The 23,772-nt window shown below is 64.4% G+C and carries 16 protein-coding genes; 8 read left to right on the top strand and 8 right to left on the bottom strand.

The genetic code is table 11. The features are described from left to right. Window positions 1-27: 27 nt before the first annotated feature. The 6 genes from D7W82_RS15220 to D7W82_RS15195 all read right to left on the bottom strand — a co-directional run bounded on the left by D7W82_RS15220 (window position 28) and on the right by D7W82_RS15195 (window position 9,379). Window positions 28-3,495, bottom strand: a complete 3,468-nt coding sequence (locus D7W82_RS15220) for a methylmalonyl-CoA mutase family protein (protein WP_120619051.1) — start codon at window positions 3,493-3,495, stop codon at window positions 28-30. 75 nt (window positions 3,496-3,570) lie between these two features. Beyond that, window positions 3,571-4,554, bottom strand: a complete 984-nt coding sequence (meaB, locus tag D7W82_RS15215; protein ID WP_120619050.1) for a methylmalonyl Co-A mutase-associated GTPase MeaB — start codon at window positions 4,552-4,554, stop codon at window positions 3,571-3,573. After that, window positions 4,551-6,737 carry a methylmalonyl-CoA mutase gene (gene scpA / locus D7W82_RS15210; RefSeq protein ID WP_120619049.1) on the bottom strand — a complete coding sequence of 729 codons (2,187 nt, stop codon included), beginning with the start codon at window positions 6,735-6,737 and terminating at the stop codon, window positions 4,551-4,553. Before scpA ends, meaB begins: the two co-directional genes overlap by 4 nt. Continuing rightward, the gene (locus D7W82_RS15205) at window positions 6,737-8,620 is read right to left on the bottom strand and encodes a methylmalonyl-CoA mutase family protein (protein WP_120619048.1); all 1,884 of its coding nucleotides are present in this window, start codon (window positions 8,618-8,620) and stop codon (window positions 6,737-6,739) included. The genes scpA and D7W82_RS15205 overlap by 1 nt, the downstream gene beginning before the upstream one ends. A gap of 210 nt (window positions 8,621-8,830) precedes the next feature. After that, window positions 8,831-9,010: a hypothetical protein gene (locus D7W82_RS15200; protein WP_120619047.1), complete on the bottom strand. Its 180-nt coding sequence runs from the start codon at window positions 9,008-9,010 to the stop codon at window positions 8,831-8,833. Then, window positions 9,011-9,379 (bottom strand): hypothetical protein, encoded by a 369-nt coding sequence (locus D7W82_RS15195; RefSeq protein WP_120619046.1) that lies wholly within the window; start codon window positions 9,377-9,379, stop codon window positions 9,011-9,013. Between the two features lie 190 nt (window positions 9,380-9,569). Between D7W82_RS15195 and D7W82_RS15190 the strand changes: the two genes are divergently transcribed. The 5 genes from D7W82_RS15190 to D7W82_RS15170 are packed head-to-tail and all read left to right on the top strand — an operon-like array spanning window position 9,570 to window position 20,188. After that, window positions 9,570-12,443: a protein kinase gene (locus D7W82_RS15190; protein ID WP_120619045.1), complete on the top strand. Its 2,874-nt coding sequence runs from the start codon at window positions 9,570-9,572 to the stop codon at window positions 12,441-12,443. Between the two features lie 9 nt (window positions 12,444-12,452). After that, complete coding sequence (gene dptG, locus D7W82_RS15185; RefSeq protein ID WP_120619044.1) at window positions 12,453-14,108, top strand: DNA phosphorothioation-dependent restriction protein DptG; 1,656 nt, start codon at window positions 12,453-12,455, stop codon at window positions 14,106-14,108. Between the two features lie 3 nt (window positions 14,109-14,111). Further along, entirely contained in the window at window positions 14,112-17,363 is a 3,252-nt protein-coding gene (locus D7W82_RS40525; RefSeq protein WP_158617668.1) for a hypothetical protein, read from the top strand. Beyond that, window positions 17,338-19,827: an FtsK/SpoIIIE domain-containing protein gene (locus D7W82_RS15175; RefSeq protein WP_158617667.1), complete on the top strand. Its 2,490-nt coding sequence runs from the start codon at window positions 17,338-17,340 to the stop codon at window positions 19,825-19,827. Before D7W82_RS40525 ends, D7W82_RS15175 begins: the two co-directional genes overlap by 26 nt. A 7-nt stretch (window positions 19,828-19,834) precedes the next feature. Beyond that, window positions 19,835-20,188 carry a hypothetical protein gene (locus tag D7W82_RS15170; protein ID WP_147439344.1) on the top strand — a complete coding sequence of 118 codons (354 nt, stop codon included), beginning with the start codon at window positions 19,835-19,837 and terminating at the stop codon, window positions 20,186-20,188. A 62-nt stretch (window positions 20,189-20,250) separates the two neighbouring features. Here D7W82_RS15170 and D7W82_RS15165 read toward each other — a convergent pair whose 3' ends face one another. Together D7W82_RS15165 and D7W82_RS15160 are read right to left on the bottom strand one after the other, a co-directional pair. After that, the gene (locus D7W82_RS15165; RefSeq protein ID WP_120619040.1) at window positions 20,251-21,099 is read right to left on the bottom strand and encodes an NmrA family NAD(P)-binding protein; all 849 of its coding nucleotides are present in this window, start codon (window positions 21,097-21,099) and stop codon (window positions 20,251-20,253) included. Further along, entirely contained in the window at window positions 21,096-21,527 is a 432-nt protein-coding gene (locus D7W82_RS15160) for a nuclear transport factor 2 family protein (protein WP_120619039.1), read from the bottom strand. Before D7W82_RS15160 ends, D7W82_RS15165 begins: the two co-directional genes overlap by 4 nt. 94 nt (window positions 21,528-21,621) lie before the next feature. On the opposite strand from D7W82_RS15160, the gene D7W82_RS15155 reads away from it, so the two are divergent. Genes D7W82_RS15155 through D7W82_RS41540 form a run of 3 tightly spaced genes read left to right on the top strand, consistent with a single transcriptional unit; the run spans window position 21,622 to window position 23,751 of the window. Next, complete coding sequence (locus tag D7W82_RS15155; protein WP_120619038.1) at window positions 21,622-22,587, top strand: AraC family transcriptional regulator; 966 nt, start codon at window positions 21,622-21,624, stop codon at window positions 22,585-22,587. 58 nt (window positions 22,588-22,645) lie between these two features. Next, window positions 22,646-23,533 (top strand): glycoside hydrolase family 26 protein, encoded by an 888-nt coding sequence (locus tag D7W82_RS15150; protein WP_233587586.1) that lies wholly within the window; start codon window positions 22,646-22,648, stop codon window positions 23,531-23,533. Beyond that, a complete protein-coding gene (locus tag D7W82_RS41540; protein ID WP_233587585.1) occupies window positions 23,530-23,751 on the top strand; it encodes a hypothetical protein in 222 nt (73 codons plus the stop codon). Before D7W82_RS15150 ends, D7W82_RS41540 begins: the two co-directional genes overlap by 4 nt. Window positions 23,752-23,772 lie beyond the last annotated feature (21 nt).

The raw sequence follows: 23,772 nt of genomic DNA, 5'->3' as shown, positions 1-23,772 counted from the left end.
CGTCTGCCCGGGACCGTGGCGCTCGCGTCACATGTTGCGGCGGTACTGTCCGCCCACCTCGTACAGCGCGCGGGACAGCTGGCCCAGCGTGCACACCTTGCAGGCGTCCATCAGCGCGCCGAACACGTTGCCGTTGTCCAGGGCCGCGCGGCGCACCGCCTCCAGCGCCGCGGGCGCCGTCTTCGCGTTGCGCTTCCAGAAGGCGTCACGCGCGGTGATGGCGTAGTCCTTCTCCTCCTTCGTCGCGCGGATGACCTCCGGCGGCGTCACCGTGGGGGAACCCTTGGGATCCAGGAAGGTGTTCACCCCGATGATGGGCAGCGTCCCGTCGTGCTTCTGCATCTCGTAGTAGAGCGACTCCTCCTGAATCTTGGAGCGCTGGTACATGCGCTCCATCGCGCCCAGCACGCCGCCGCGCTCGGAGATGGCGCGGAACTCGTTGAGCACCGCCGCCTCCACCAGGTCCGTCAGCTCCTCGATGATGAACGAGCCCTGGTTGGGGTTCTCGTTCTTCGACAGGCCGAACTCCTTGTTGATGACCAGCTGGATGGCCAGCGCGCGCCGCACGCTCTCCTCGGTGGGCGTGGTGATGGCCTCGTCGTAGGCGTTCGTGTGCAACGAATTGCAGTTGTCGTTGAGCGCCAAGAGCGCCTGCAACGTGGTGCGGATGTCGTTGAAGGCAATCTCCTGCGCGTGCAGGGAACGGCCAGACGTCTGGATGTGATACTTCAGCTTCTGCGACCGGTCGTTGCCGCCGTACTTGTCCCGGATGGCCTTGGCCCAGATGCGGCGGGCCACGCGCCCCAGCACCGCGTATTCCGGGTCCATGCCGTTGGAGAAGAAGAACGACAGGTTGGGCGCGAAGTCGTCGATGTGCATCCCGCGCGACAGGTAGTACTCGACGAAGGTGAAGCCGTTGGCCAGCGTGAAGGCCAGCTGGGAGATGGGGTTCGCCCCGGCCTCCGCGATGTGGTACCCGGAGATGGACACCGAGTAGAAGTTCCGCACCTTCTGGTCGATGAAGTACTGCTGGATGTCGCCCATCACGCGCAGGGCGAACTCCGTGGAGAAGATGCAGGTGTTCTGCGCCTGGTCCTCCTTGAGGATGTCCGCCTGCACCGTGCCGCGCACCGCCTGGAGCGTGGACGCGCGGATCTTCGCGTAGACGTCCGCCGGCAGCACCTCGTCACCGGACACGCCCAGGAGCAGCAGGCCCAGGCCGTCGTTGCCCTGGGGCAGCTCGCCCTGGTAGCGCGGACGCGGCAGGCCGCGCTCCTTGTAGAGCGCTTCAATCTTCTTCTCGACCTCCTCCACCTTGCCGTTGGCGCGGATCCACTTCTCGCACTGCTGATCCACCGCGGCGTTGAGGAAGAAGCCCAGCAGCATGGGCGCCGGGCCGTTGATGGTCATGGACACGGACGTGGACGGGTCCGCCAGGTCGAAGCCGGAGTAGAGCTTCTTCGCGTCGTCCACGTTCGCGATGGACACACCTGAGTTGCCCACCTTGCCGTAGATGTCCGGCCGGTGGTCCGGGTCCTCGCCGTACAGCGTCACCGAGTCGAACGCCGTGGACAGGCGCTTCGCCGGCAGGCCGCGCGACACGTAGTGGAAGCGCTTGTTGGTGCGCTCGGGGCCGCCCTCGCCCGCGAACATGCGCGCGGGGTCCTCGCCCTCGCGCTTGAGCGGGAAGACGCCCGCGGTGAACGGGAAGGCGCCCGGCGCGTTCTCCCGCAGGAGCCACGTCAGGATGTCGCCCCAGTCCTCATACTTCGGCAGGGCAATCTTGGGCACGCGCAGGTGCGACAGCGTCTCGCTGATGAGGTCCAGCTCGATGACCTTGTCGCGCACCTGGAACTGGTACTTGGACGCGGCATAGCGCTTCTTCGTGGCGGGCCACTCGGCCAGCAGGCGCCGGCAGTCCGCGTGCAGGCGGCTCTCCAGGTCCTGGTACAGCGCCACCAGGTCACCCAGGTACGCGGGCTCGCCCTCCACGCGCTCGGTCACCTGCACCACGTCGTCCGCGCTCTTCGGCTCGACGATCTCCAGCTTCTTCTTCCCCACGTTCTGGCGCAGGGCCTGGATGGTGCCGTGCAGCTGGTACATGCGCCGGGCGATGGCGGCCTGGGCGCGCACGAAGCCGTCGTAGTCCTCACAGGCGTCGACGATCTCGGCCAGGTAGCGCGTGCGCTCCGGGGGGATGATCCACTTCTTCTCGCTCATGCCGGGCGTGAGCTGGAAGCGGCTGTCCAGCGTCGCGCCCGTCTTCTTCACCAGCGCGTCGATGATGGCCCGGTAGAGCGTGTTCATCCCCGGGTCGTTGAACTGCGACGCGATGGTGCCGTACACGGGCACCGAGTCGTCGGCCAGGGTGAAGGCGTTGTGGTTGCGCTTCCACTGCTTCTTCACGTCGCGCAGCGCGTCCAGCGACCCGCGCTTGTCGAACTTGTTGATGGCGATGACGTCCGCGAAGTCGAGCATGTCGATCTTCTCGAGCTGCGTCGCCGCGCCGTACTCGGCCGTCATCACGTAGAGCGCCACGTCCGAGTGCTCGGTGATTTCGGTGTCCGACTGACCGATGCCGGAGGTCTCCACCACGATGAGGTCGAAGCCCGCCGCCTTGCAGACCTCGATGGAGTGGGCGACGTGCCGGGACAGGGCCAGGTTGCTCTGGCGGGTGGCCATCGAGCGCATGTAGACGCGCGGATTGTCGATGGCGTTCATGCGGATGCGGTCGCCCAGCAGCGCGCCGCCGGACTTGCGCTTGGACGGATCCACGGAGAGCACCGCCAGCGTCTTGTCCGGGAAGTCCGCCAGGAAGCGGCGCACCAGCTCGTCCACCAGGCTGGACTTGCCGGCGCCGCCCGTGCCGGTGATGCCCAGCACGGGCACCCGGGGCGCGTCCGCGACGGCGGTCTTCAGCGCGGCGCGCAGCTCCTCGCCCGCGTCCGCGAAGTTCTCCGCGATGGTGATGAGCGACGCGATGCGCTCCGGCTCGCGGGGCAGCGGCTGCTTCAGGAGGCCCTTGAAGTCGGACGGGCGCTTCTCGAAGTCACACTGGGAGATGAGGTCGTCAATCATCCCCTGCAGGCCCATGGCGCGGCCGTCGTCCGGGGAATAGATGCGCGCGACGCCGTACTTGTGCAGCTCCTCGATTTCCGTGGGGAGGATGGTGCCGCCGCCGCCGCCGAACACCTTGATGTTCGCGCCGCGCTCGCGCAGCAAATCAATCATGTACTTGAAGTACTCGACGTGGCCGCCCTGGTAGGACGTGAGGGCGATGCCCTGGGCGTCCTCCTGGATGGCGCAGTCCACGATTTCAGCCACGGACCGGTTGTGGCCCAGGTGGATGATCTCCGCGCCGGAGGACTGCATCAGGCGGCGCATCACGTTGATGGCCGCGTCGTGTCCGTCGAAGAGGCTGGCGGCCGTGACGATGCGGACGTGGTGCTGGGGCCGGTACGGCTGGGGAGCGGTGGTCGGTTGGGGGTGTCGCACGGGCGTACACTAGGAGTGCAGTGCAGGCCCGGCAAGCGATTGAGGCAGGCGTTGGCCGTTGGACGACGCGCCTTGTCAGGCCTGCGATTGCGGCAGGAATGCCCCCAGCACACGCAGTGCGGCGGAGGTGGGCGTCGCGCGTCCTTCGCGTACGGCCTGCTCCAGGACGGGCACCAGGGCGGCCACCTCGGGGTGCGCCCGCAGGGCTGCTCGCAGTCCGTCGTTCACCATGGCCCACATCCAGCCCACCTGCTGCTGGGTGCGCCGGTGCGAGAGGTCGCCGGAGGCCTCGCGCTTCGCGAGGACGTCCACCACGGAGGCCCACAGCGTGTCGATGCCGGTGCCCTCCATGGCGCTGCACGTGGTGACCACCGGCTCCGCGCCGGGGCGCATCAGGTGCAGGGCGGCGCGGTACTCCGCGCGGGCCCGCGTGGCGCGCGGCAGGTTGTCGCCGTCCGCCTTGTTGATGGCCACCATGTCCGCGACTTCCAGGATGCCGCGCTTGATGCCCTGCAGCTCGTCACCGGCGCCCGCGAGCATCAGCACCAGGTAGAAGTCCACCAGGTCCGCGACCACCGTCTCGGACTGGCCCACGCCCACCGTCTCCACCAGCACCACGTCGAAGCCCGCGGCCTCGCAGAGCAGCAGCGTCTCCCGCGTCTTGCGCGCCACGCCGCCCAGCGTGCCACTGGAGGGGCTGGGGCGGATGTACGCGGCCTGCTCGCGCGCCAGCCGGTACATGCGCGTCTTGTCGCCCAGGATGCTGCCGCCCGTGATGCTGCTGGACGGGTCGATGGCGAGCACCGCCACCTTGTGGCCGCTGCCCACCAGGTGCATGCCGAGCGCGTCGATGAAGGTGCTCTTGCCCACGCCCGGCACGCCGCTGATGCCCACGCGGCGGCTCCTTCCGGTGTGGGGCAAGAGCCGCGTGAGGACCTCCTGCGCGAGCCCCGCGTGCTTCGGGTGCTCGCTCTCCACCAGGGTGATGGCGCGCGCGAGCACCGCCCTGTCGCCCGCGCGCACGCCGTCCACGTAGGTGTCCGCGGGCAGCAGCTTCACGCCGCCTCCTGCTCGGCGGCCAGCTTGTCGAGCAGCTCGATGGCGGCCTTCGCGATGACGGTGCCCGGGCCGAAGATGGCGGCGGCGCCCGCGGCGCGGAGCGCGTCGTAGTCCTGCGGCGGGATGACGCCGCCCACCACGACCATGATGTCCTCGCGGCCCAGGGCCTTGAGGGCGTGCTTGAGCTGCGGCACCAGCGTGAGGTGGCCCGCGGCCAGCGACGACGCGCCCACCACGTGCACGTCGTTCTCCACCGCCTGGCGCGCGGATTCTTCCGGCGTCTGGAACAGCGGCCCGATGTCCACGTCGAAGCCCAGGTCCGCGAACGCGGTGGCGATGACCTTCTGCCCGCGGTCGTGGCCGTCCTGGCCCATCTTCGCGATGAGGATGCGCGGCCGGCGGCCGAAGCGCGCCAGGAAGTCATCCGCCTTCGCCCGCGCTTCGGAGATGCCCTGCGCCTGTCCGGCTTCCGCTGAGTACACGCCCGTCACCCCGCGCACGGTGGCCTCGTAGCGCCCGAAGACCTTCTCCAGGGCGTCGCTGATTTCGCCCACGGTGGCCTTCGCCCGCGCCGCGTCGATGGCCAGCGCCAGCAGGTTGCCCTCGTTGCGGCGGCCCGCCTCGGTGAGCGCGTCCAGGCGGCGGCGGACCTCCTCCGCGTCGCGCTCCGCGCGCAGCTCGCGCAGGCGGGCAATCTGCGCCTCGCGCACGGCGGAGTTGTCCACCTTGAGGATTTCAATGTTGTCCGGGCGCTCCGGCGGGTACTTGTTCACGCCGATGATGGCCTGGCGTCCGGAGTCGATGCGCGCCTGCGTGCGCGCGGCGGCCTCTTCGATGCGCAGCTTGGGCAGGCCCGCTTCAATGGCCTGGGTCATGCCGCCCAGCGCCTCCACCTCCTGGATGTGGCCCCACGCCTTCTGGGCCAGCTCGTGGGTGAGGCGCTCCACGTAGTAGCTGCCGCCCCACGGGTCGATGACGCGCGTGGTGCCGCTCTCCAACTGGAGGTACAGCTGCGTGTTGCGGGCGATGCGCGCGCTGAAGTCCGTGGGCAGCGCGATGGCTTCGTCCAGCGAGTTGGTGTGCAGGCTCTGGGTGTGGCCCTGCGTCGCGGCCATGGCCTCCACGCAGGTGCGCACGACGTTGTTGTAGACGTCCTGCGCGGTGAGGCTCCAGCCGGACGTCTGGCAGTGGGTGCGCAGCGCCAGGCTCTTGTCGCTCTTGGGGTTGAAGCCCTTGATGAGGCGGGCCCAGAGGAGGCGGGCCGCGCGCATCTTGGCCACCTCCATGAAGAAGTTCATGCCGATGGCCCAGAAGAACGACAGGCGCGGGGCGAAGGCGTCCACGCCCAGGCCCGCGGCGAGGCCCGCTCTCACGTACTCCACGCCGTCCGCGAGCGTGTAGCCCAGCTCCAGGTCCTGCGTCGCGCCGGCTTCCTGCATGTGGTAGCCGCTGATGCTGATGCTGTTGAAGCGCGGCATCCGCTCCGCAGTGAACTTGAAGATGTCCCCGATGATGCGCATCGAGGGGCCGGGCGGATAGATGTACGTGTTGCGGACCATGAACTCCTTGAGGATGTCGTTCTGGATGGTCCCGCTGAGCTGCTCGGGCTTCACGCCCTGTTCCTCGGCCGCGACCACGTAGAGCGCGAGCACGGGGAGGACGGCGCCGTTCATCGTCATCGACACGCTCATCTGGTCGAGCGGGATGCGGTCGAACAGGATGCGCATGTCCTTGATGGAGTCGATGGCGACGCCCGCCATGCCCACGTCACCCGCGACGCGCGGGTGGTCGCTGTCGTAGCCCCGGTGCGTGGCCAGGTCGAACGCGATGGACAGGCCCTTCTGCCCGGCCGCGAGGTTGCGGCGGTAGAAGGCGTTGGACGCCTCCGCCGTGGAGAAGCCCGCGTACTGGCGCACCGTCCACGGCTGCTGCACGTACATGGTGGAGTACGGGCCGCGCACGAACGGAGGCAGGCCCGGCAGCGAGCCCAGGTGCGCCACGCCCTCCAGGTCCTCGCGGGTGTAGAGCGGCTTGACGGGGATGCCCTCGGGCGTGTCCCAGCGTTCGGCGGCGGCCGTGGCCTGGGCCGCCTTCGCGCGCTGCGCTTCCAGCACGGACGCGGGCGTCTGGGTTTCAGGGGCGTCGAAGGCGACGCGGGAGAAGTCCGGAACGGTGGGGCGCATCAGGCCACTCCCAGTTGCGTGTGCAGCGTCTTCAGGAGCTGGAACAGGTCCGCTCCCGCGTAGAGGAAGAGGTCCACGCCGGCCGCGCGGAAGGCGGCCTCGTGGTCACCGGGACGGCCCGCGACGGCGACCGTGCGGGCGCCCTTCGCCTTGAGGGCGGCGACGTAGGCGGGCACGGCCTCCGGGTAGAGGGCGTCCGGACCGGAGATGACGGCGAGCGTCGTGCCCGCCTTGGCGAACAGCTCCGCGGCGGCGTTCGCGTCCGCGAAGCCGTGGTGTTCGTGGGGTTCGATGCCGCCCACGGCGAGCACGTTGGAAATCCACGTGGAGCGCGCGGTGTGCTCCGCCACGGTGCCCAGGTTGGCCATGAAGGCGCGAGGCCGGACGCCGTGCGCCGCGTGGTAGCGGTCGCTCGCGTCGCGCAGGGACTCGAAGGCCTCCGCCACGCGGACGGGCTGGGGCGGGGTGACGGCGCCCTCGGCCTGCGCGGGCGCGGCGGCGCGGGCCTCGCGCTGCACGGGGGCCTCGTGGAGGTGGGGGAACTCGCTGACGCCCACGATGGGGAGCTTGCGCGTGCGCACGGCCTTGTCGCGCGCGGCGCGCGTCTCCGTGAGGACGCGGGCCACGTCGCCCTGCGCGATGGCGCGGGAGATGCCGCCCAGCGCTTCGATGCGCTGGAGCTCCGTCCAGGCCGCGCGGGCGAACTCGCCGGTGAGCTGCTCCAGGTAGTAGCTGCCGCCCGCGGGGTCCGCGACGCGGTTGAGGCTGGACTCGTCGCGCAGGATGAGCTGCGTGTTGCGCGCGAGGCGCCGGCTCTGTTCGTCGGGTGTGCCCAGGGGCTCGTCGAAGGGGGCGGTGCTCACGCTGTCCGCGCCCGCGACGACGGCGGCGAAGGACTCCGCGGTGCCGCGCAGGATGTTCACCCACGGATCGCGCCGCGTCTTGGTGGCGCTGGCCGTGCGCGCGTGCAGCGCCATTGCCTGCGCCTGTGGCGCGCCGCCCGAAGCGGCGACGACCTTGGACCAGAGCAGCCGCGCCGCGCGCAGCTTTGCAATCTCCGGGAAGAACTGCCCGCCCACGGACAGGGCGAACTGCATGGACCGGGCGGCCTCACCCGGCGGCACGCCCGCGCGCTCCAGCTCGCGCAGGTACTCCACGCCGGTGGCGATGCTCCACGCCAGCTCATGCACGGACGTGGCGCCCGCGTCCGCCCAGGGACGCGACGACACGAGCAGCGCGCGCAGGCCCGGCGCGTCCTTGAGCAGCGACGTGACGAGGGGCGCGGCCTCCGCCAGCGTGCGGGCCACGTCCACCTTCGCGGCGCCGTGGCGCGCGAGCGCCGCGATGGGGTCGATGCCCAGGCTGCCGCGCAGGGACTGCTTCGCGGCGCCGGCCTTCTTCGCCAGCACCTCCAGCAGCAGGGACGCGGGCCGCAGCACGTCCGCGGTCGGCTCCAGGTGCACCGGGGTGCGCTCCAGCGGCACGTGCTGAAGCAGCCGCGCCAGCGTGGCCTCGTCCTTCACGTCCAGGCCGTGGGGCGCGTCCAGGAGCAGCCACACGCCCTGCGTGCCGCGCTCCAGGTCATCGCGGAGCGCGTCGGCGGTCGAGGCCACGTCCGGCCCCGCGTACTCCTGGCACAGGAGCCATCCGCCCTCGGTGTGGCCCAGGGGCTGGGTGCCGCGCACGTAGGGTGCGACGCCGGGAGGCTCCGAGGGCGCCGGGGCGTCCTGGGGCGTGTAGAGGGGCTGGAGGGACAGGCCGCCCTCCAGGGGCGACTGGAGCACCGTGAAGGGCTTGCCCTTGAGGTCCTTGTCCACCAGCCGGCGCCACTCCTCGACGGAAGGGGGCGGGAAGTCCGCTGCGGTAAGAGGCACGTCAGCCATGCCCCTCCCATAGGCGCATTGCCCTCCCCGGGGCAATGCCTTGGTAGCCCCCGCCCGCCCCGAGTGTGCCCGGCAGTCTCCATGCGTCACGGGGACGACTTCGGGAACGTCTCCGTGATGCAAGTACAGGGAGCCCTGGCAGGGGATGGGGGTGGCCGAGGGGATGGGCACGACCTTCGCCGCGCCCGCCCCGAACCCGCGGTCCAGCGCCTACGGGTAGGTGGCGAGGGCCTCCCGCTCCTGGCCGTGGTGCCGCCAGGCCTGGGAGGGTGGAACCCAGCGGTACATGGGCACGGCCATCACGTCCCCCAGGCGGATGGAGTTGAGGTACGTGGCCCAGACGCGCGTGTTGGTGCCATCACACTCGTAGACGCGCTCGGGCGTTCCCATTCAGGTGCCGCCCTCGTCGCGGCAGTAGGGGGTGGGCATGGGGATGCGCACGACGTCGTAGCCCAGGTCCGCGAGTCGCCGCGCGTTGCGGTCCAGGATGGCGGCGTTGATGGCGTCGTCGCGCACGTCGTAGCGGCCCACGAGCACGGTCTTGGGTGACAGCACCGCCATCCACATGTCGATGTGGTCGATGACATTGCCCTGCATCGACTCCAGGGTGACGACGTCACAGCCATGGCTGCGGGCGATGACCGCGTCCGTCTCCGCCTCGCTGTAGCACCAGCCCGCGAAGCAGTTCTGACGATTGGTTGCGTCCCAGGCGCGGAAGCAACAGCCGGCGCCGTCCGTCAGCAGGTTGCCTCCGGACATCACCTGAAAGAGTGCATCTTACTTATTGTCGAGGTGACCGACGGCTCACACCACCATTGCTGGCCGTATGAACGGAGCGAGAAACGACTACCTCCACGCCGGTAGATGAGCCGGCATCAAATGGTCTAGACGCAGTGGTGCGAAAATGTAAGATTGCCAACGGTACCCATATCCCGACTAGACTGAGCGCGTGAGCCAAAAAGGCAGCACGCAAATCGTCGCCACCGACAAGCTGGGGCGTAGCTACCGGTACCAAACAGACGGGGAACCTATTGGAGTCGGTTCCGGAGGCCAAGTCTTCTTAGCCCGACTTCTTCCCGACACAGCTGATGCAGCTGCAGACGAGGCACGGCGTGTCGCCATTAAGGTAACCCAAAGCCCAAAGTGGAAGACCTACCTTGCAGAGGAGGCTCGCCTCCTCCACCGTCTCCAGCAGGAAGAGGACCAATTAGTAGCCCGCACGGGAGGGGGAACCTACCGGCTGGTGCGCATCCAGTCAGGTCCCGAGCCTCTTGAAGTTGACGACCCGTATCGCTCGGCGCTGATTGAACTCGAATACCTCGATGGCATTACGCTCCGGCAGTGGTTCGACAGCACATGGATACCTGCGCCTGTCGCTTCGCCTGAGAATGTGTTGGACGAAATACTGCTCATCGCCCGGCAGCTCGCCGAAGCGCTCATGCAAATCGAGAGTGCTGAAATCCGGCTTGTCCATCGGGATATTAAGCCTGACAACGTCATGCGGACGAGCCGGGGGTTACGTCTCTTTGACTTCAACGTCGCCCGTGAGGACACTGCTTCTACGAAGACGCAACACGTCGGCACTCCCGGCTATATCGCCCCAGAGGTGCTTGAGGGCGGCGTCTACGACGCTCGCGCGGATCTCTACAGTGTCGGTGTCCTGCTCTGGGAAGTAGTGCATCGGCGAAAGTTCGACCCCTACACCGATACGGTGAAGGTGGAGGGCCGAGCCCAGCTGCGTTGGCCAACCACCGCAATTGCTGATTGGCCGGTCAGCACCACGTCTGTTCTACAGAAACTTCTCAACCACCTGGTAGCGGACGTTAACCTCCGCCTTCCCTCCGCCGAAGCTCTGTTGCAGCTCGTTCGGGACTTCGATCTGCAGCGCACCGCCCCGCCTGTCGCAACAGATCCTCTCACCAACCTCGATATGATTGGGCTGCTCTCGGAACTCCGGCCGAGTGGGTTGGCCGCTGTGGTGACGGACACTCAAGGCAAGCCCTCCCAACAGGCACTCCAGGAGTATTTGCGCACACGCATGCAGGTAAACGATGCTCTGGAGGATTGGCTTCTCTCGGAGCTTCGGCAGGCCGCGTCTGCTTGTACTACTAGCCGACCTACCCTGTTTGTTCTCGCCGGGAATGCGGGAGATGGCAAGAGTCATCTCCTCTATCGAGTTCTGCGCAAGCGTCTCGCCAGTTCGCCGCACCTACTCAGTCGCATCCGGCCCATAGCAGATGCCACCCACGCACTCACTCCTGATGCAAGCCAAGCGGATCGACTCAGCACCTTCTTCGCCCCGTTCGCGGATATCGAACCGGTAGCAGATGACCGCATACATCTCATCGCTATGAATACGGGGATGGTGATTCGCTTCTTCGAACGTGCGGGCCCTCGTTTTGCCGGGCTTTACCGGGAGCTGCAGCGTCAGCTTGGGCTGCGTCGGGCCACTGTAGGCGAGATACAGCCGCAATGGCGAGTGGAGGTCGTTAACCTCGACCTACGTGATTTGCTTGCACCAACAGGCGCGGGGGAGCCCAGCTTTGCCGAAAGGATGCTCGACAGGCTCGACCCAGAAAGCGTCGACAGCATTCCAGGCCCCAAATGGGCCGGGTGCCGAGTATGCCCAGCAGTCGCACTCTGCCCGGTCGCTTTAAACCTGCGCGCCTTGAAGCTTCCGACAACAAGACACTCTCTGCTTCGCACACTTCAGCGTGTAGGTCTGGATACAGACGTCCACTTGAGTCCGCGCAATTTGTGGGGTTTCCTCTACCGGCTCGTGACGGGCGGTACTGAGCGCTACGACATAGCAGTGCGCACACAGGACGATGGGCCGTGCGACGTTGTTCGAAAGCAGGCCGAGAAAGGGAAAGGGGAGTGGCTCCTTGCCGGCCAATTCACGGAGACACTGTTCCGACAGCCAAACGCGGGCGCCATTTGGCAGGCACTCACACGGCATGACCCCGCGTTCAGCAGTGCTCCTGAAGTTGATCGGCTCCACACACGGCTGTCCATCAAGACCGAACTCGATAATGCCCAAGAAACTATTCGTGAGCTTGGTGGCGATGGACAGACGCTAGCGGGCCTATCCCTTGATGCTCTTACTGCAATGCTGCCGCGTGACGGAACCTTCAAGGGTGGGCGTCGTGATGCGGCCGTGCGTCGGCAGGTGATGTTCCACGAGCCAACATTCCAAGCGTGGTTCGCACAAGAGGGCGCAGAAGACTTTTCGAAGTTGCTCGAAGCCTATTATGACTTCAGCCAAAACGCGCGCACTCCCGCTCGGCTTTCTGCAGAGACAAAGAATCGGCTGTCAGAGCTTCGTCAGCTCGTTCAACAGGTATTTCTCTTAGGGAATGGCCGCTTGGTAGATGGCACAGCATACCTGCAGGTCAGCCAGCCTAATGTCAGAGCACGTAACGAGCTTCTAGTGCGTGCCGACTCGCCTGCGCTCGATGAAATTTTCCATATTCAGAAAATTGTCGCGCCCGATGTGCACGTGGAAGCGCATCAGATGCGTGCTCGCCTGCTGTCTGCGCTTGGCTACCGACCAAACCAAGTCAGCCTGACGCTGCTAGGTGTGCGACTCACGGTAGATCTCGCCCTCTATAGTTTCCTACGCAGAGTATCGGCTGGACAGAAACCGTCCATGCGCGACCTAACGCAGCATCAGGCACTCCTATACATTGGCGAGCGCGTGGGGAATGAGCTAGCCCAGGCTCGACGCGCTAAAGATCTCTATGTGTGGGATGCGGACGCTCAGAAGTTGTCCCGTCTATATATTGACGACTTCGGCCAGCCCCATCTTCAGTTGACCCGCTGAGGAACCGACATGCCAATTGATCTTACTTGGCTGGCTGCAATGCGTAGCATGTCAGACCTCGCCACTCGTCAAACGCTTGTTGTTGATGATGTGGAGATTGAGCTGCCTGTTTCTAATGGTCGTGGCAACACCCGCTTTCGCGACTGGCAGCGTCGCGTCCTCCCTGACATCGTTCCCGACTCGGTCAATGCCGACGCTCCGGAGCGTACGCCTTTTCGATTGTTGTTTGCCCTTACGACAGGAATTGAAGCTGGCGCGTCGATGGAAGAGGCTGTCTCTGGCGAACTCAGTCCTCTAGAGAATTTGTTTCGCGCAGAGACTCTTACAAAGAAAATCACCCTCGCATTTCACGTTCTTGCTGTGAAGGCTGCTAGTAAGGGTGAGAGCGAATCCAAGGGGTTTACTGAACGAACGCTTCTTCTCCTATGCCGCAATGACGATGGCTCTCTTGACGTCGACCTCATCCGCGATCTTGTGGAGCAGATGCGGCGCCCTCCAGCGGACCTTGATCTGGCCCAGCGCATTGTGCTGGAGAGGATTCAGCCCGGGTGGAGTCCATTGGCGGAGCCCACCTTTCATCTGCCGGAAACTGCAAAGGCGGCTGAGGTTCCATTTGACCTGGAAGCCTCCCGGCTTTTTAGAGAGGACCTGCGTACCCTGATTCAGGCTGCGCTGCCCCCTGCCGACTTCTTTCAGCAGCTAAATTTGCTGCTCATTCTGCACCTCGGACTCTACCAACCGAGGGTTGCCAGCGTCCTCAATCCGCAGATGGATTTCCTCTATAAGCAGATGGATGCCCCTGATCCCCGGAACCTACAGGACCTTGAGGAAACACTTCGCATTCAGGCGCAGCATCATCCATTCGCGGGCCGATTGTATTGCCGAGCTCCCGATCCGGAGTTGCGTACAATCTCGCTTCGGACGCCCGCCCGTGTGAGCTTCGAGGAGCTAGATACCTCGCTTGCCGTCTTCCACTTTCACCTGCTGATCCTCGTCCAACTCCGGAGGCTTGCGGAGGTCTACTTAGTGAACCAGTGGGGAGATGTAGATGCATGGCGCCAAGGAGAGCTAACCTCCGAAGTGCTTGCGAAACTCCAGGCTGCTACACGGGGACCGAGGCAACTCATAGAGCGCATGGAGCGGGAGCCGCAGTTCGAGTCTTTCTTGCGCAAGGCGCTGACCGCACTCTGTGTTCGTTTTGCACAGACCCAAGTGGCCGAGACTAGTCGAGAGCGGGCGTTTGATGAAATTTCAAAGTCGGCAAGCCCATTGCATGCCCTGCGTCGGCTATATGAGATGTATAATATACAGAGCAGCCGCAATGCAGCGGGTAGTCGCGCGTATCGTCAAGGAATCCAAGTTACCTCAAGCCTCCTGCAGCAAGGCCAATACGGCCTAGTCCAGGCACGCCAGCGAGTTGGTGCCTTTTTTGAACTCGGAGCGGGTGTGCTGCCGTTAGTATTGCTCCTATCGATCGGAGCGGGAAGAGAGAAGGTTCCCGTGGACAATCTCTGGACGCGACTCGAACGCTACGGGTTACGGTTCGATTCGGAGGAGCGAGAGCGGCTCCTTGCCCACCTGCGCTCCATGGGCGTTTACGAACGGTATAGCGATGCTGGTGAAGCCGCCTATGTGCGCAATTTGATGACGCCAAGGGTCGCCTGAACTATGGACAAGCTATCCAAGTCTCTTCCGCTCGGAGAACTCAGTGCTGAGCTGTTGCTTAGGCGCGTCAAGGAGCAGGGGTTCCGAACGTCAAACAGACACCTCGTCGACTACCTGCCGAAGGACGTGAGCGGAGTGCTGTTCTCCGCACTGCTCTCGCGTGCACGTGCAGAAGCCGAAGTCCATGTTCCACAGGATGGTGGTGGTGAGCGTCGAGTTAGACTTGCTGCGATTGATGAAGGTGCGTACGAAGTCATCCCCTATTTGGTGAGCGATACGCATGGAGAGGGGGATCTGAGTGTTGGCACGAACCGGGGTAGTGAGGGGTTTGCGAGTTGTCTTCGTGACCATTACTCCGTCAATGCTCCCCGACCGCGGCTGCTCGTAGTAATTACGGCTGAAGGCAACGAGACCCAGAAGAGTGCGCAGGACCTCCTGGCAGACAAAATGCTTCTGACGCTCGAACAGCTCCTGACTGCTGTGATCGATCGGGTAGGAGCTCCGCCTGAATCGCCGCTGCGAAAAGTTGCAGAGGTGTACCGCAGACACCAATCTCCTGAAGCCCGATGGCCCCGAGTGTTCGAGGAGTTCGAACGCTACGTCGAGACTGTCGCAAACAGTCCTCCTGAAGAACAGGGGCGTCGACTGCCAATGCTGGGGTGCTTCCTTATGGATGCTACCCCTGACTTTGCAGAGGGCGAGCCGGTACGCATTCTGGAGGATAAGGACCAGCGTCGACGCCAGCGAGGTGAAGGCAGGCTCTATGACAATGCGCTGTTGCGAGAGTTCCTTAATGAGGCTTTCGAGAACCCCATTGTGGATCCAGAACATGTACTCGCCGAGGTTTTCGAGGATCAACCAGAGAAAGCCCTGCAGATTGCTCAAGGCGGGCGCGAGGGAATTAGGGCATTAGACCTCGCCACCTTCTCCGGAATGGATCTGCGGCGCCAGAAGCGGCAGAAGAATACGTTCAACCGAAGCACGTTGAGAGTGGAAGGAACCGCCCATCACCACACGCTTGGACAGGCGGATGATTGCCTAGTGGTTGTTTCATCGCTAACCCCCTTTGCCGTTCGCATTCGGCTCGGGCGAGCATTCAATAATAGAAAGGAACGCGCCCAGATAATCGTCTGGGATGTTGAGAAAAGTCGGCTAGATCCGAAGCAGATTCCTGTCAAGGATGGTGCAGAGGAAATTCTGTTCACGCTTCAGCCACCCACAAGGGATGGTTTCGCAGTTGTCCGGCTCGCGCTCACCCGAGGCCCCCGCAGTCTGCGCCATCCAATTGATGCGCTAATGGTTGTAATTTATGGCTCGGACGCGGCTGAAGTCGTGACTGAAGAGGCACGACAAGTGAGCCTTGAAGACCAAGCGTGGGTAGCCGAGGGCCGGCGTGCTTTCCACCGCTACACTCCCACTGGCTCCGCGCCCGTAGCCATTGGTGAGGTCGAGTCAGTAGACGCCACCCGAGAACTGGAGGAGCGCCCTATCTTCCTAGTTTTGCTGGAAGGCAGCCCTCTGATGCCACGTGTCGTCGACGAGCGTCCTCAGGAGGAAGTGGATGACCCAGAAGATGGTCGCTTCGCGTATGAGGAGCTTCTTGAACTCGCATGTAGCACAACACGTCTCGGTCATCGCACTACTACAGCACTGCGAACGTGCGCGCGGTACTTAGATGCCGTCCTCGAAGTGAATGAGGTCCCAGCGCGCTTTAAGGTGGATCTCGCCGAGGGAGTCACACGAGAGATCTGGCCTGCGAGGACGGCGCCCGAGGCCTTTTTGTATGAACGCGCTGTAGCCCGCATCTTAAGACAGCCTACGAAGCCCTGGCTTGAGCGAGTAGGTATCCAGTGGAGGAGCCTAACTGAGCGAGGTTCTTACGACCAGGCAGCGGTCGAGCGCTTTCGTGAGGCTCGCGTCCGAGTGCTTGAGAAATTGCGAACGCTAGCCGAAGAGCGCTTTCCTCGGTTCCGCCGTGAGGTCGACGATGCCGCAGTGGCTATCACTCTCCTGCCTCTTGACCGAGCCCGCCGTGAAATTGAAGCCTACCTTGCGGCATGGAGCAATGCGGTTGAGGACACGTTGCAAGGAGGCTCACTGCGGTACGGTAGCGATCATGATGCTCTTCTTCAGACCGATACGTTGCGGTTGCTGGATGGCGAAGAAAAGTTAGAGCGTCTGATTGTCTTGCCGACCCATCCATGGCTGCTGGCTGCGGTATTGCAGTTGCAGGATGGTTTTGCTGCAAACGTCATTGCTGCGAAGGAGAGCCGTGGCGGTGTCGTAGGGTGGCGCTTCGAACTCTCTCGCGAGGAGGTTGAGCAGCTAATTCCACGCACTGTGGTGGATGATTGGTATTTATGGCATAATGGCAATGCTCGCCTGTTACTTACTGATAGTGCTGCTTTCCATCTGGAGTATCTGCCAGAGTTGAGGCATGTTCACAGAAAGCCGTTGGACTACGTTGGTCGCGTCGTGGCCAACAAGGTAGCGCGTTACTTGCGAATGCACCCGCACCTGCGCGATGAGCGGCGGGCGCTACGAATTGGCTTCGTCAATGCGGGCGATGGGCGGCATCTACTTGAGGGACTGGAACAATGGCTACGGCACACGATGCGCGAGCATTCGGACCGGATCCGGAGTCTGCCAATGGAGCAAATCCCGGCCATCGACGTGTTTTTCTTCTCCACAAGCGTCGATGCGGATCACGGTGCCGCCTTCGAGCGTTTTTTTCAAGAACAAATTGGGGCGGCGGATGAGGATGTTATTCGCCAGGGGCTCATGGCGCGCCTGCGCTATCGGTTCTGTGGGACAGATGGACCGCGCTCCCATCTGGATGCAGTGCATCTGTGCTTTGTTCATGGGTTAGTGGATGCCCGGCAGCAGTCAGGAAAAACGGGACCGTTGAATGAGTGGTGGGATGGAGCGTTTGGGCAGGGGTTACTAGCCACCCCACTTCGCAGGACTCTTCCTCCCGGCGCTGACGGTCGGCTGCACAGCCAGCGAGGTCTTTGGGTCGACCCAGATGCACAGGGACTACGTGGCGCGCTTGCCCGACTGCTCGCGCTCCAGCGCGGCTGTCGCGATAGCGACCTGTCGCGCGACAAGGGTATTTATTGGGAGTGCTCCTTGCCCAATGTGCGTGATTTGGAAAATACATACAAGCATAGCGACTGGGTGGTGCACCTGGACCGGGAGCTGTCACTTGAGGTGTTCCGCAGGGGGGGCATTGGAGGACGCCCCAGCCATTATTGAGTATAGCGATCAAGAAGTTCCTGAAAGCCCTGGCTATGACACTATTACGGTTACGCGCAATGCCACCCCGTATAGGGAGCAGCTTGGTGAAATTCTTACTACTGCAGATTTGGATGTAGCCGGCCGGACTGTGGAAGCTCGCAGGGCTGCTAATGCTATCCTTGATGATATTAACGTTCTCTCCGGTGCTTGGGCGCTCGACTTTCTGCTCGGAAGTATCGCGGACACACGAACAAGTATGCGGTTGAAGGGGAATGTTGGTGCGACGCTTGCCTACCGTTGGTTGCGGCGGATTGAGCATGGCGTGCATGGGAGCATGATTCTGCCGACAAATGTTGGTTCAGTGGTGCCAGTCTACGTGAGTTTGGAGGACCTGCTTCGGGCCACTCCAGCTGCAGGACTGAGTCGCAAAGGTGGCCTTGTCTACCGATACACGAACGAAGTGGACGACGGAGAGAACCAAGAAGCAGCTAGGTGGTGTGATGACTTGCTCGTTCTGTATCTGACCCCGACCGAAAAGGGACAGCCTTCCCGCCTCTTCGGACGTGTTGTGGAAGTTAAATTTGGTAAGGGTGCGTTGGGGACCCGTGAGAAAGCAGTTGGCCAAGTGCGGAATACCCAGCAACTGCTTCAGGAGCGGCTTGCCGGTGACCCTAAGCCGTTGGATGCCGCATTTCGGCACAAGCAGCTTTCTCTGCTCATTAAGGCTCAGGTTGAGCAGGCTGTTGCGATGAATGTAATGGACTCTAGCGTCTATGAGTTCCTAAATGTGCCTGCGCTATCTGCAAACTTGGCGACCGGAAATTACTCGGTCGACTACACCATTGCGGCAGAAGGAAGGCATCTCGTAGGAGATGCTTTTCTGTTGCACACAGGTGCCTCGGGGACCGAACAGGTCCAAGTGGACGAACAAGAGGGTGTCCGCATCATCACCATTCCACGTTCTCTCGTGGAGTGGCTCGCGTTTGATCTTGCCGACAGTCCTACCCTGGATTCAGAGCCTCCCTCTACGCTCCCTCGTCTTGGCCATTACCAGAGTGTCGGGACGGCAAGTGGCCTGTCTCGGCGCCAAATGGCACCCTCTGCGCCAGTCTCCGAGCCAATGAGAGTGCTGCGTGCGTCTGTCGCCGTCGCACGCCACCAAAATGAACTCCTGCCAGTCGCTCCTAATGCTCCGGCGGCGTCAACGCTCCATGGAGATGCGAACCTCTCGTCAGAGTTGGCCTTGGATGAGGACCCGCAGGCGCGTCTGTCGGTGGCTGCTTCACAAAGGCGTGCCTCCGTGGCTGCGGATCCTCAACTTGGCCTGAAGGCAGCAGTGGAACGGCCGGTAAAAGTAGCTCCGTATGCTGACGAGCCGGTGGTGGCGGCGATCAGTCGGCTCGAAAGAGCTCTTGTCGGGCACAAGGTCCGGCTTGCCTCACCTCCCTCTGCTCGGGAGGCGGACAGGGGGCCAAGGCTCTTGCGTGCACATGTGCGACTTGCTCCAGGAGAATCCATCAACGCAGTCCGTCGCATTAGCGAGGATATCGCGCGAGTGGTTGGGACCACGACATCTGATATTCACATTACAAACGTGCCTGACCGGCACGCTATTGGCCTCGACCTGCCAATGTCGGAACTTTCGTATGCCGTGGGGTTTGATGAGCTGATAGGTCATTCATCGTTTATGGCGGCCCGGCAAGAACTCACTTTGGGGTTTTGCGCCGGAATCGATGTTACTGGACGCGCATTGTGGGTGGACCTTGCAGCCATGCCTCATATGCTCGTTGCCGGGACGACCGGAAGCGGTAAGACGGTCTTTCTGCGTAACCTAATTCTTACCCTTCTTCTTGGGAAGTCTCCTGTACAGTTGAAACTCCGACTTTCAAGCAGCAAGCCCATGGACTTTCGGGTCTTTGCTCAGACGGAACACGCTGCTGACCGTGAGATGGCAAAGAGCCCAGACGAGGCAAGGCTGCTGTCGGAGGAGCTTGTTCAAGAGATGGATCGTCGCTATGGCCTGCTCGATGCTGCGCTTTGCGACAATCTCGCGGAGTACAACGAAGAGAATCCTGCGAAGCAGGAGCCTTACTTTGTCGCAGTCTTTGATGAGTATGCAGAGATGGTGTCCAGCTTCACAGAGAAGCACGGGCGAGATGCGTTTGAAGGTGCGATCGCCAGGTTGGCTCAAAAGGCTCGTGCGGCAGGCATTCACCTCATTGTGTGTATGCAGCGCCCTGATGCGAACGCGCTGAAGGGGGCGATCAAGGCGAATATTGTCCATCGATTTGCCTTAAAGCTTCCTCAGAATCATGACAGTCGCATCATTCTTGATGAGGGCGGTGCCGAGACGCTGCTTGGTCAGGGTGACCTGCTTTACAAAGACGCCAATAGTCGGCTGTTTCGGCTGCAGGTTCCTTTTCTTGAAAATGCAACGCTGAAGCGTTGCCTGCAGCAGGTCCCAATTCGCGGTATACGGTAGGGGACTGATGAAGCGTCAAAGCCTGTTCCTGGCCTTGTTGGTGTTGCCGCTGCTGGCGTGCGGTGGCATGGACGTGACGTCGGAGGAGACGGCGTCTGAAGTGGAAGTGGGCAGCGTGGAGTCGCAGCTGCAGCCCAACTGGGCGTCGTGCAGCGGGGACTCGGACTGCACCTCCAATCGCTGTGGCTGCAACGGGGGCACGACCCGCGTGTGTCTGCCGAACTCGACATATCCGAAGCAGTGCGCCAACTGGACGGCGTGCAGCAGCGATTCGCAGTGCACGTCCAACTGGTGCGGCTGCAACGGTGGGCAGGTGAAGGTCTGCCTGCCGAACACCAGCTATCCGAAGACCTGCACCTGAGTCGTCCGCGCCGCCGCCCGTCGTCCGGGCGGTGGCGCGTTTCCCCGAGGGGGCTCGTGGCTTCAACGCCAGGCGTTCGGGTGGGCCCGGGCGAAGGCTTCGAAGTCGCGCGGAGCGCGGCCGGTGACCCGGCGCACGGTGTCCGTCACGCGGCCCTCCGCGCCGTCCCGGATGCGTGTGTCGAGCAGCGTGAGGAAGCTCGCATAGACCTCCGGCATGCCGGAGGCCTGGAGGTGCCGCTGTGCCTCCTCCGGCGTCGCGTGCACGTGCCGGATGGGGCGGCCGGACACCCGGGACAGGATGGCCGCGAGGTCGTCGTAGCTCAGCGCCTGGGGCCCGGTGATGACGTGCGCCGTGTCGTGCGACCGCGCATCCGCCAGCGCCCGGACGCCCACCGCCGCGATGTCCGCCGCGTCCACGAAGCCCACCCGTCCCTGGCCGGTGGCCGTCACCAGCGCGCCGTCGCGCTGGAGGCTGGCCGCGTGGTGGTGGCCGGGGCTGATGAAGTTCTGCATGAACCATGACGGCTGGAGCACGGCCCACTCTGGCGCGTGCGTGCGCAGGAAGTGGTGCACCTGTCCCAGCCCCGGGCCCTCCTCCGGAACCGCGGACGCGGAGAGCAGGACGACCCGCCGCACGCCGCCCGCCAGCGCGCGCTTGAGGACGGAGGTCATGAGGGCGGACGGGTCCTCCACCAGCGCGGGCGCCAGGGCGTACAGCCGGTCCACGCCTTCGAACGCGGCTTCGTGCGTGGACGGATCCGCCCAGTCGAAGCGCACGTGTTCGGCGGCGGCGTCGGGAGGCCGTGTGTCGCGCGTGGCGGTGCGCACCGTGAAGCCCTCCGCCGTGAGCCCTTGCGCGATGGGGCGGCCCGTGTTGCCGGCGGCTCCGATGACGAGGATGCGCGTCATGCCTGCTCCCGGGTGAAGGCCTCGAAGGTGCCGCGGGGCGCGGCCAGCGGGTTCCAGTACTCGCGGTAGTGCACGATGCGGCCGTCGCGCACCTGCATCCGCATCACGTAGTCCTGTTCATAGGGGATGTTCCCGGGCTGCAGCGTCGCGGAGCCGTGCACCTCCAGCCAGCCCGTCGCTGAATCCACGCCCGGGTAGCGCTGGATGTTCGTGAAGGTGAGCCCCTGGAAGTGCGCGGTGATGGGCGCGAAGTAGGCGCGGATGGCGGCGATGCCCTCCAGCCGCGACGGCCCGCCGAGCGAGGGGGCGTAGGGGAACTCGACGACGGCGTCATCCGAGAAGAGCGCCAGCCAGCGCTCGACGTCCGTGGCGATGAGCGCGAGGTGCGCGTCCATCAGCCGGGCCAGGTCAGGAGAGGTGCGGTCCATGTGCGGCCTCCAGCAAGAGGTGATGGACCATGAATAGGCCGCCCGTTATGGACGCTCCATGTCACTGCGTCCAAAAGAACTGTCTCCGAGTCCAATGCCTCCGGACGGAAAGACCGACGTGGTCTCCGACGTGCTGGAGACGCTGCGGTTCAAGACGCTGCTCTTCGGCCGCTTCGAGCTGGGCGCGCCCTGGGCGGTGCGCCTGCCCCGCAAGGCCAACGCGTCCTTCTACGTGGTGGCGCGCGGAAGCCTGCGCCTCCAGGTGGAGGGCACGGCGAAGCCGGTGTTCCTGTCCGCCGGAGACGTGGTGCTGCTGCCCCGGGCGCCCGTGCACGTGCTGGATGACGGTGGCCGCCGCACCCCCGCCGCGAGCGACTTCATCCCGTCGCAGATGCTCCGCCCACCCGCCACGCGGCTGGGCGGGACCGGGCCGCTCACCACGCTCATCACCGGCTGCTTCCAGTTCGGCGCGGACCCCTCGCATCCGCTGCTGCGGGCCTTCCCCTCCATCATCCGCCTGTCCACGCAGGAGGGGCAGGGGACGCCCTCGCTCGCCGCGAGCGTCCAGCTCATCACCGCGGAGACCGCCCTGCCGGGGCCGGGCAGCGCGCTGGTGCTGGGCCGGCTGGCGGACGTGCTGCTCGTCCACGCGCTGCGGGCCCAGACGGCGCTCGGGGGAGGGGGCCCGGCGGGATGGAAGGCATTGGCGGATCCCGCGGTCGGGAACGCGCTCGCGCTGATGCACGAGCAGCCCGGCACCCCATGGACGTTGGAGCAGCTGGCCCGGTCCGTGGGCGTGTCGCGCTCCGGGTTCGCCGCGCGCTTCCACGCGCTGGTGGGGGAGACACCGCTGCACTACCTGGCCAACTGGCGGATGATCCGCGCGGCGCGCTGGCTGCGGGAGTCCACCGACAGCCTGGACACCATCGCGGAGCGCGCCGGATACGAAAGCGCGCCCGCCTTCAGCAAGGCCTTCAAGCGCCGCTGGGGCGTGGGCCCCGGCGCGTACCGGCGGGCACCCACGGACAGTGAAGCCGGACCACTCCGCGTTGACACGTAAGCTGTAAATCATTGAAGGTCTGTAAAGCCTTGCTTCCCACCTCCAGGAGTTCCTCCTCATGCATTCGCGCCTCCAGCGTTTGTTCTCCTCCCTGGCCGTGGTGTCCACGCTGTGTGCCGGCATGACTGCTTCGGCGGATCCGCTGACGGGCGTGTACCGGGGCGAGGTGTACTCGCAGCCGAACGCGGTGAACGCGTACTCCACCTGGCTGGGCTTCGACGTGAAGATGGGGCAGGGGCACCAGGCGAAGGACTCCTGGGGCAACATCGAGAACCCGGGCTGGCAGCTGGGCGCGTGGCGCACCTGGGTGAAGGCGAAGCCAGGGCGGCGCTTCAACTACTCGGTGGCGATGTTCCCCAGCGGGCAGGGCACGCTCGCGTCGTGCGCGGCGGGTGCGTATGACCAGCGCTTCAAGAACCTGGCGTCCAACCTGGTGGCCTATGAGCTCCAAGGCACCATCATCCGGTTGGGCTGGGAGTTCAGCGGCAGCTGGATGCCCTGGTACTCCGGCAACGGCCAGCAGGCGAACTTCGCCGCGTGCTTCCGCCGCATCGTGACGGCCATGCGCACGCAGCAGCCGGACGCGGGCTTCGAGTTCGACTGGAACCCGAACTACGACATCTCCGCCGCGGACCTGAGCGCCACGTATCCGGGCGACGCGTATGTCGACTACGTCGGCCTGGACATGTACGACCAGGGCTGGAACGGCGCCTATCCCGTTCCGGCGGGCTGCACGGGTTCATGCGCGCTCACGCGGTGGCAGTCGGTGTGGAACGCGCAGTTCGGTCCGGCGCTGACGAAGTTCAAGACCTTCGCCCAATCCCACGACAAGCGGCTGTCCGTGCCGGAGTGGGGCGTCAACGACGCGGCCACGAACGGTGGCGGGGATGACACGTACTACGTGCAGCTCTCCACCACGAAGGCCACGGTGAGCCCGGCGTGGTGAGGTATGAGCTCCGCAACGCGACCGGCTCCGCGCTGGCGACGTCCACGGCGTACACGAACCAGGCGTTCACGGCCGGCCAGACGCGCGGGTACACGTCCGCGTTCACCCTTCCCACGTCGCTGAGCGCGGGCACCTACCGGGTGGACACGCTCGTCTACACGGCGGACTGGTCGCAGACGCTGCTCTACCGCAACGACACGACGTTCACCGCGAACTGATGGGGGGCCGGGGCTTGGGGC

Origin of the sequence: Corallococcus sp. CA049B, from assembly GCF_003611685.1 — a bacterium.
Classification (GTDB): domain Bacteria; phylum Myxococcota; class Myxococcia; order Myxococcales; family Myxococcaceae; genus Corallococcus; species Corallococcus coralloides.
This window is presented reverse-complemented; position numbering and strand designations above follow the sequence as displayed.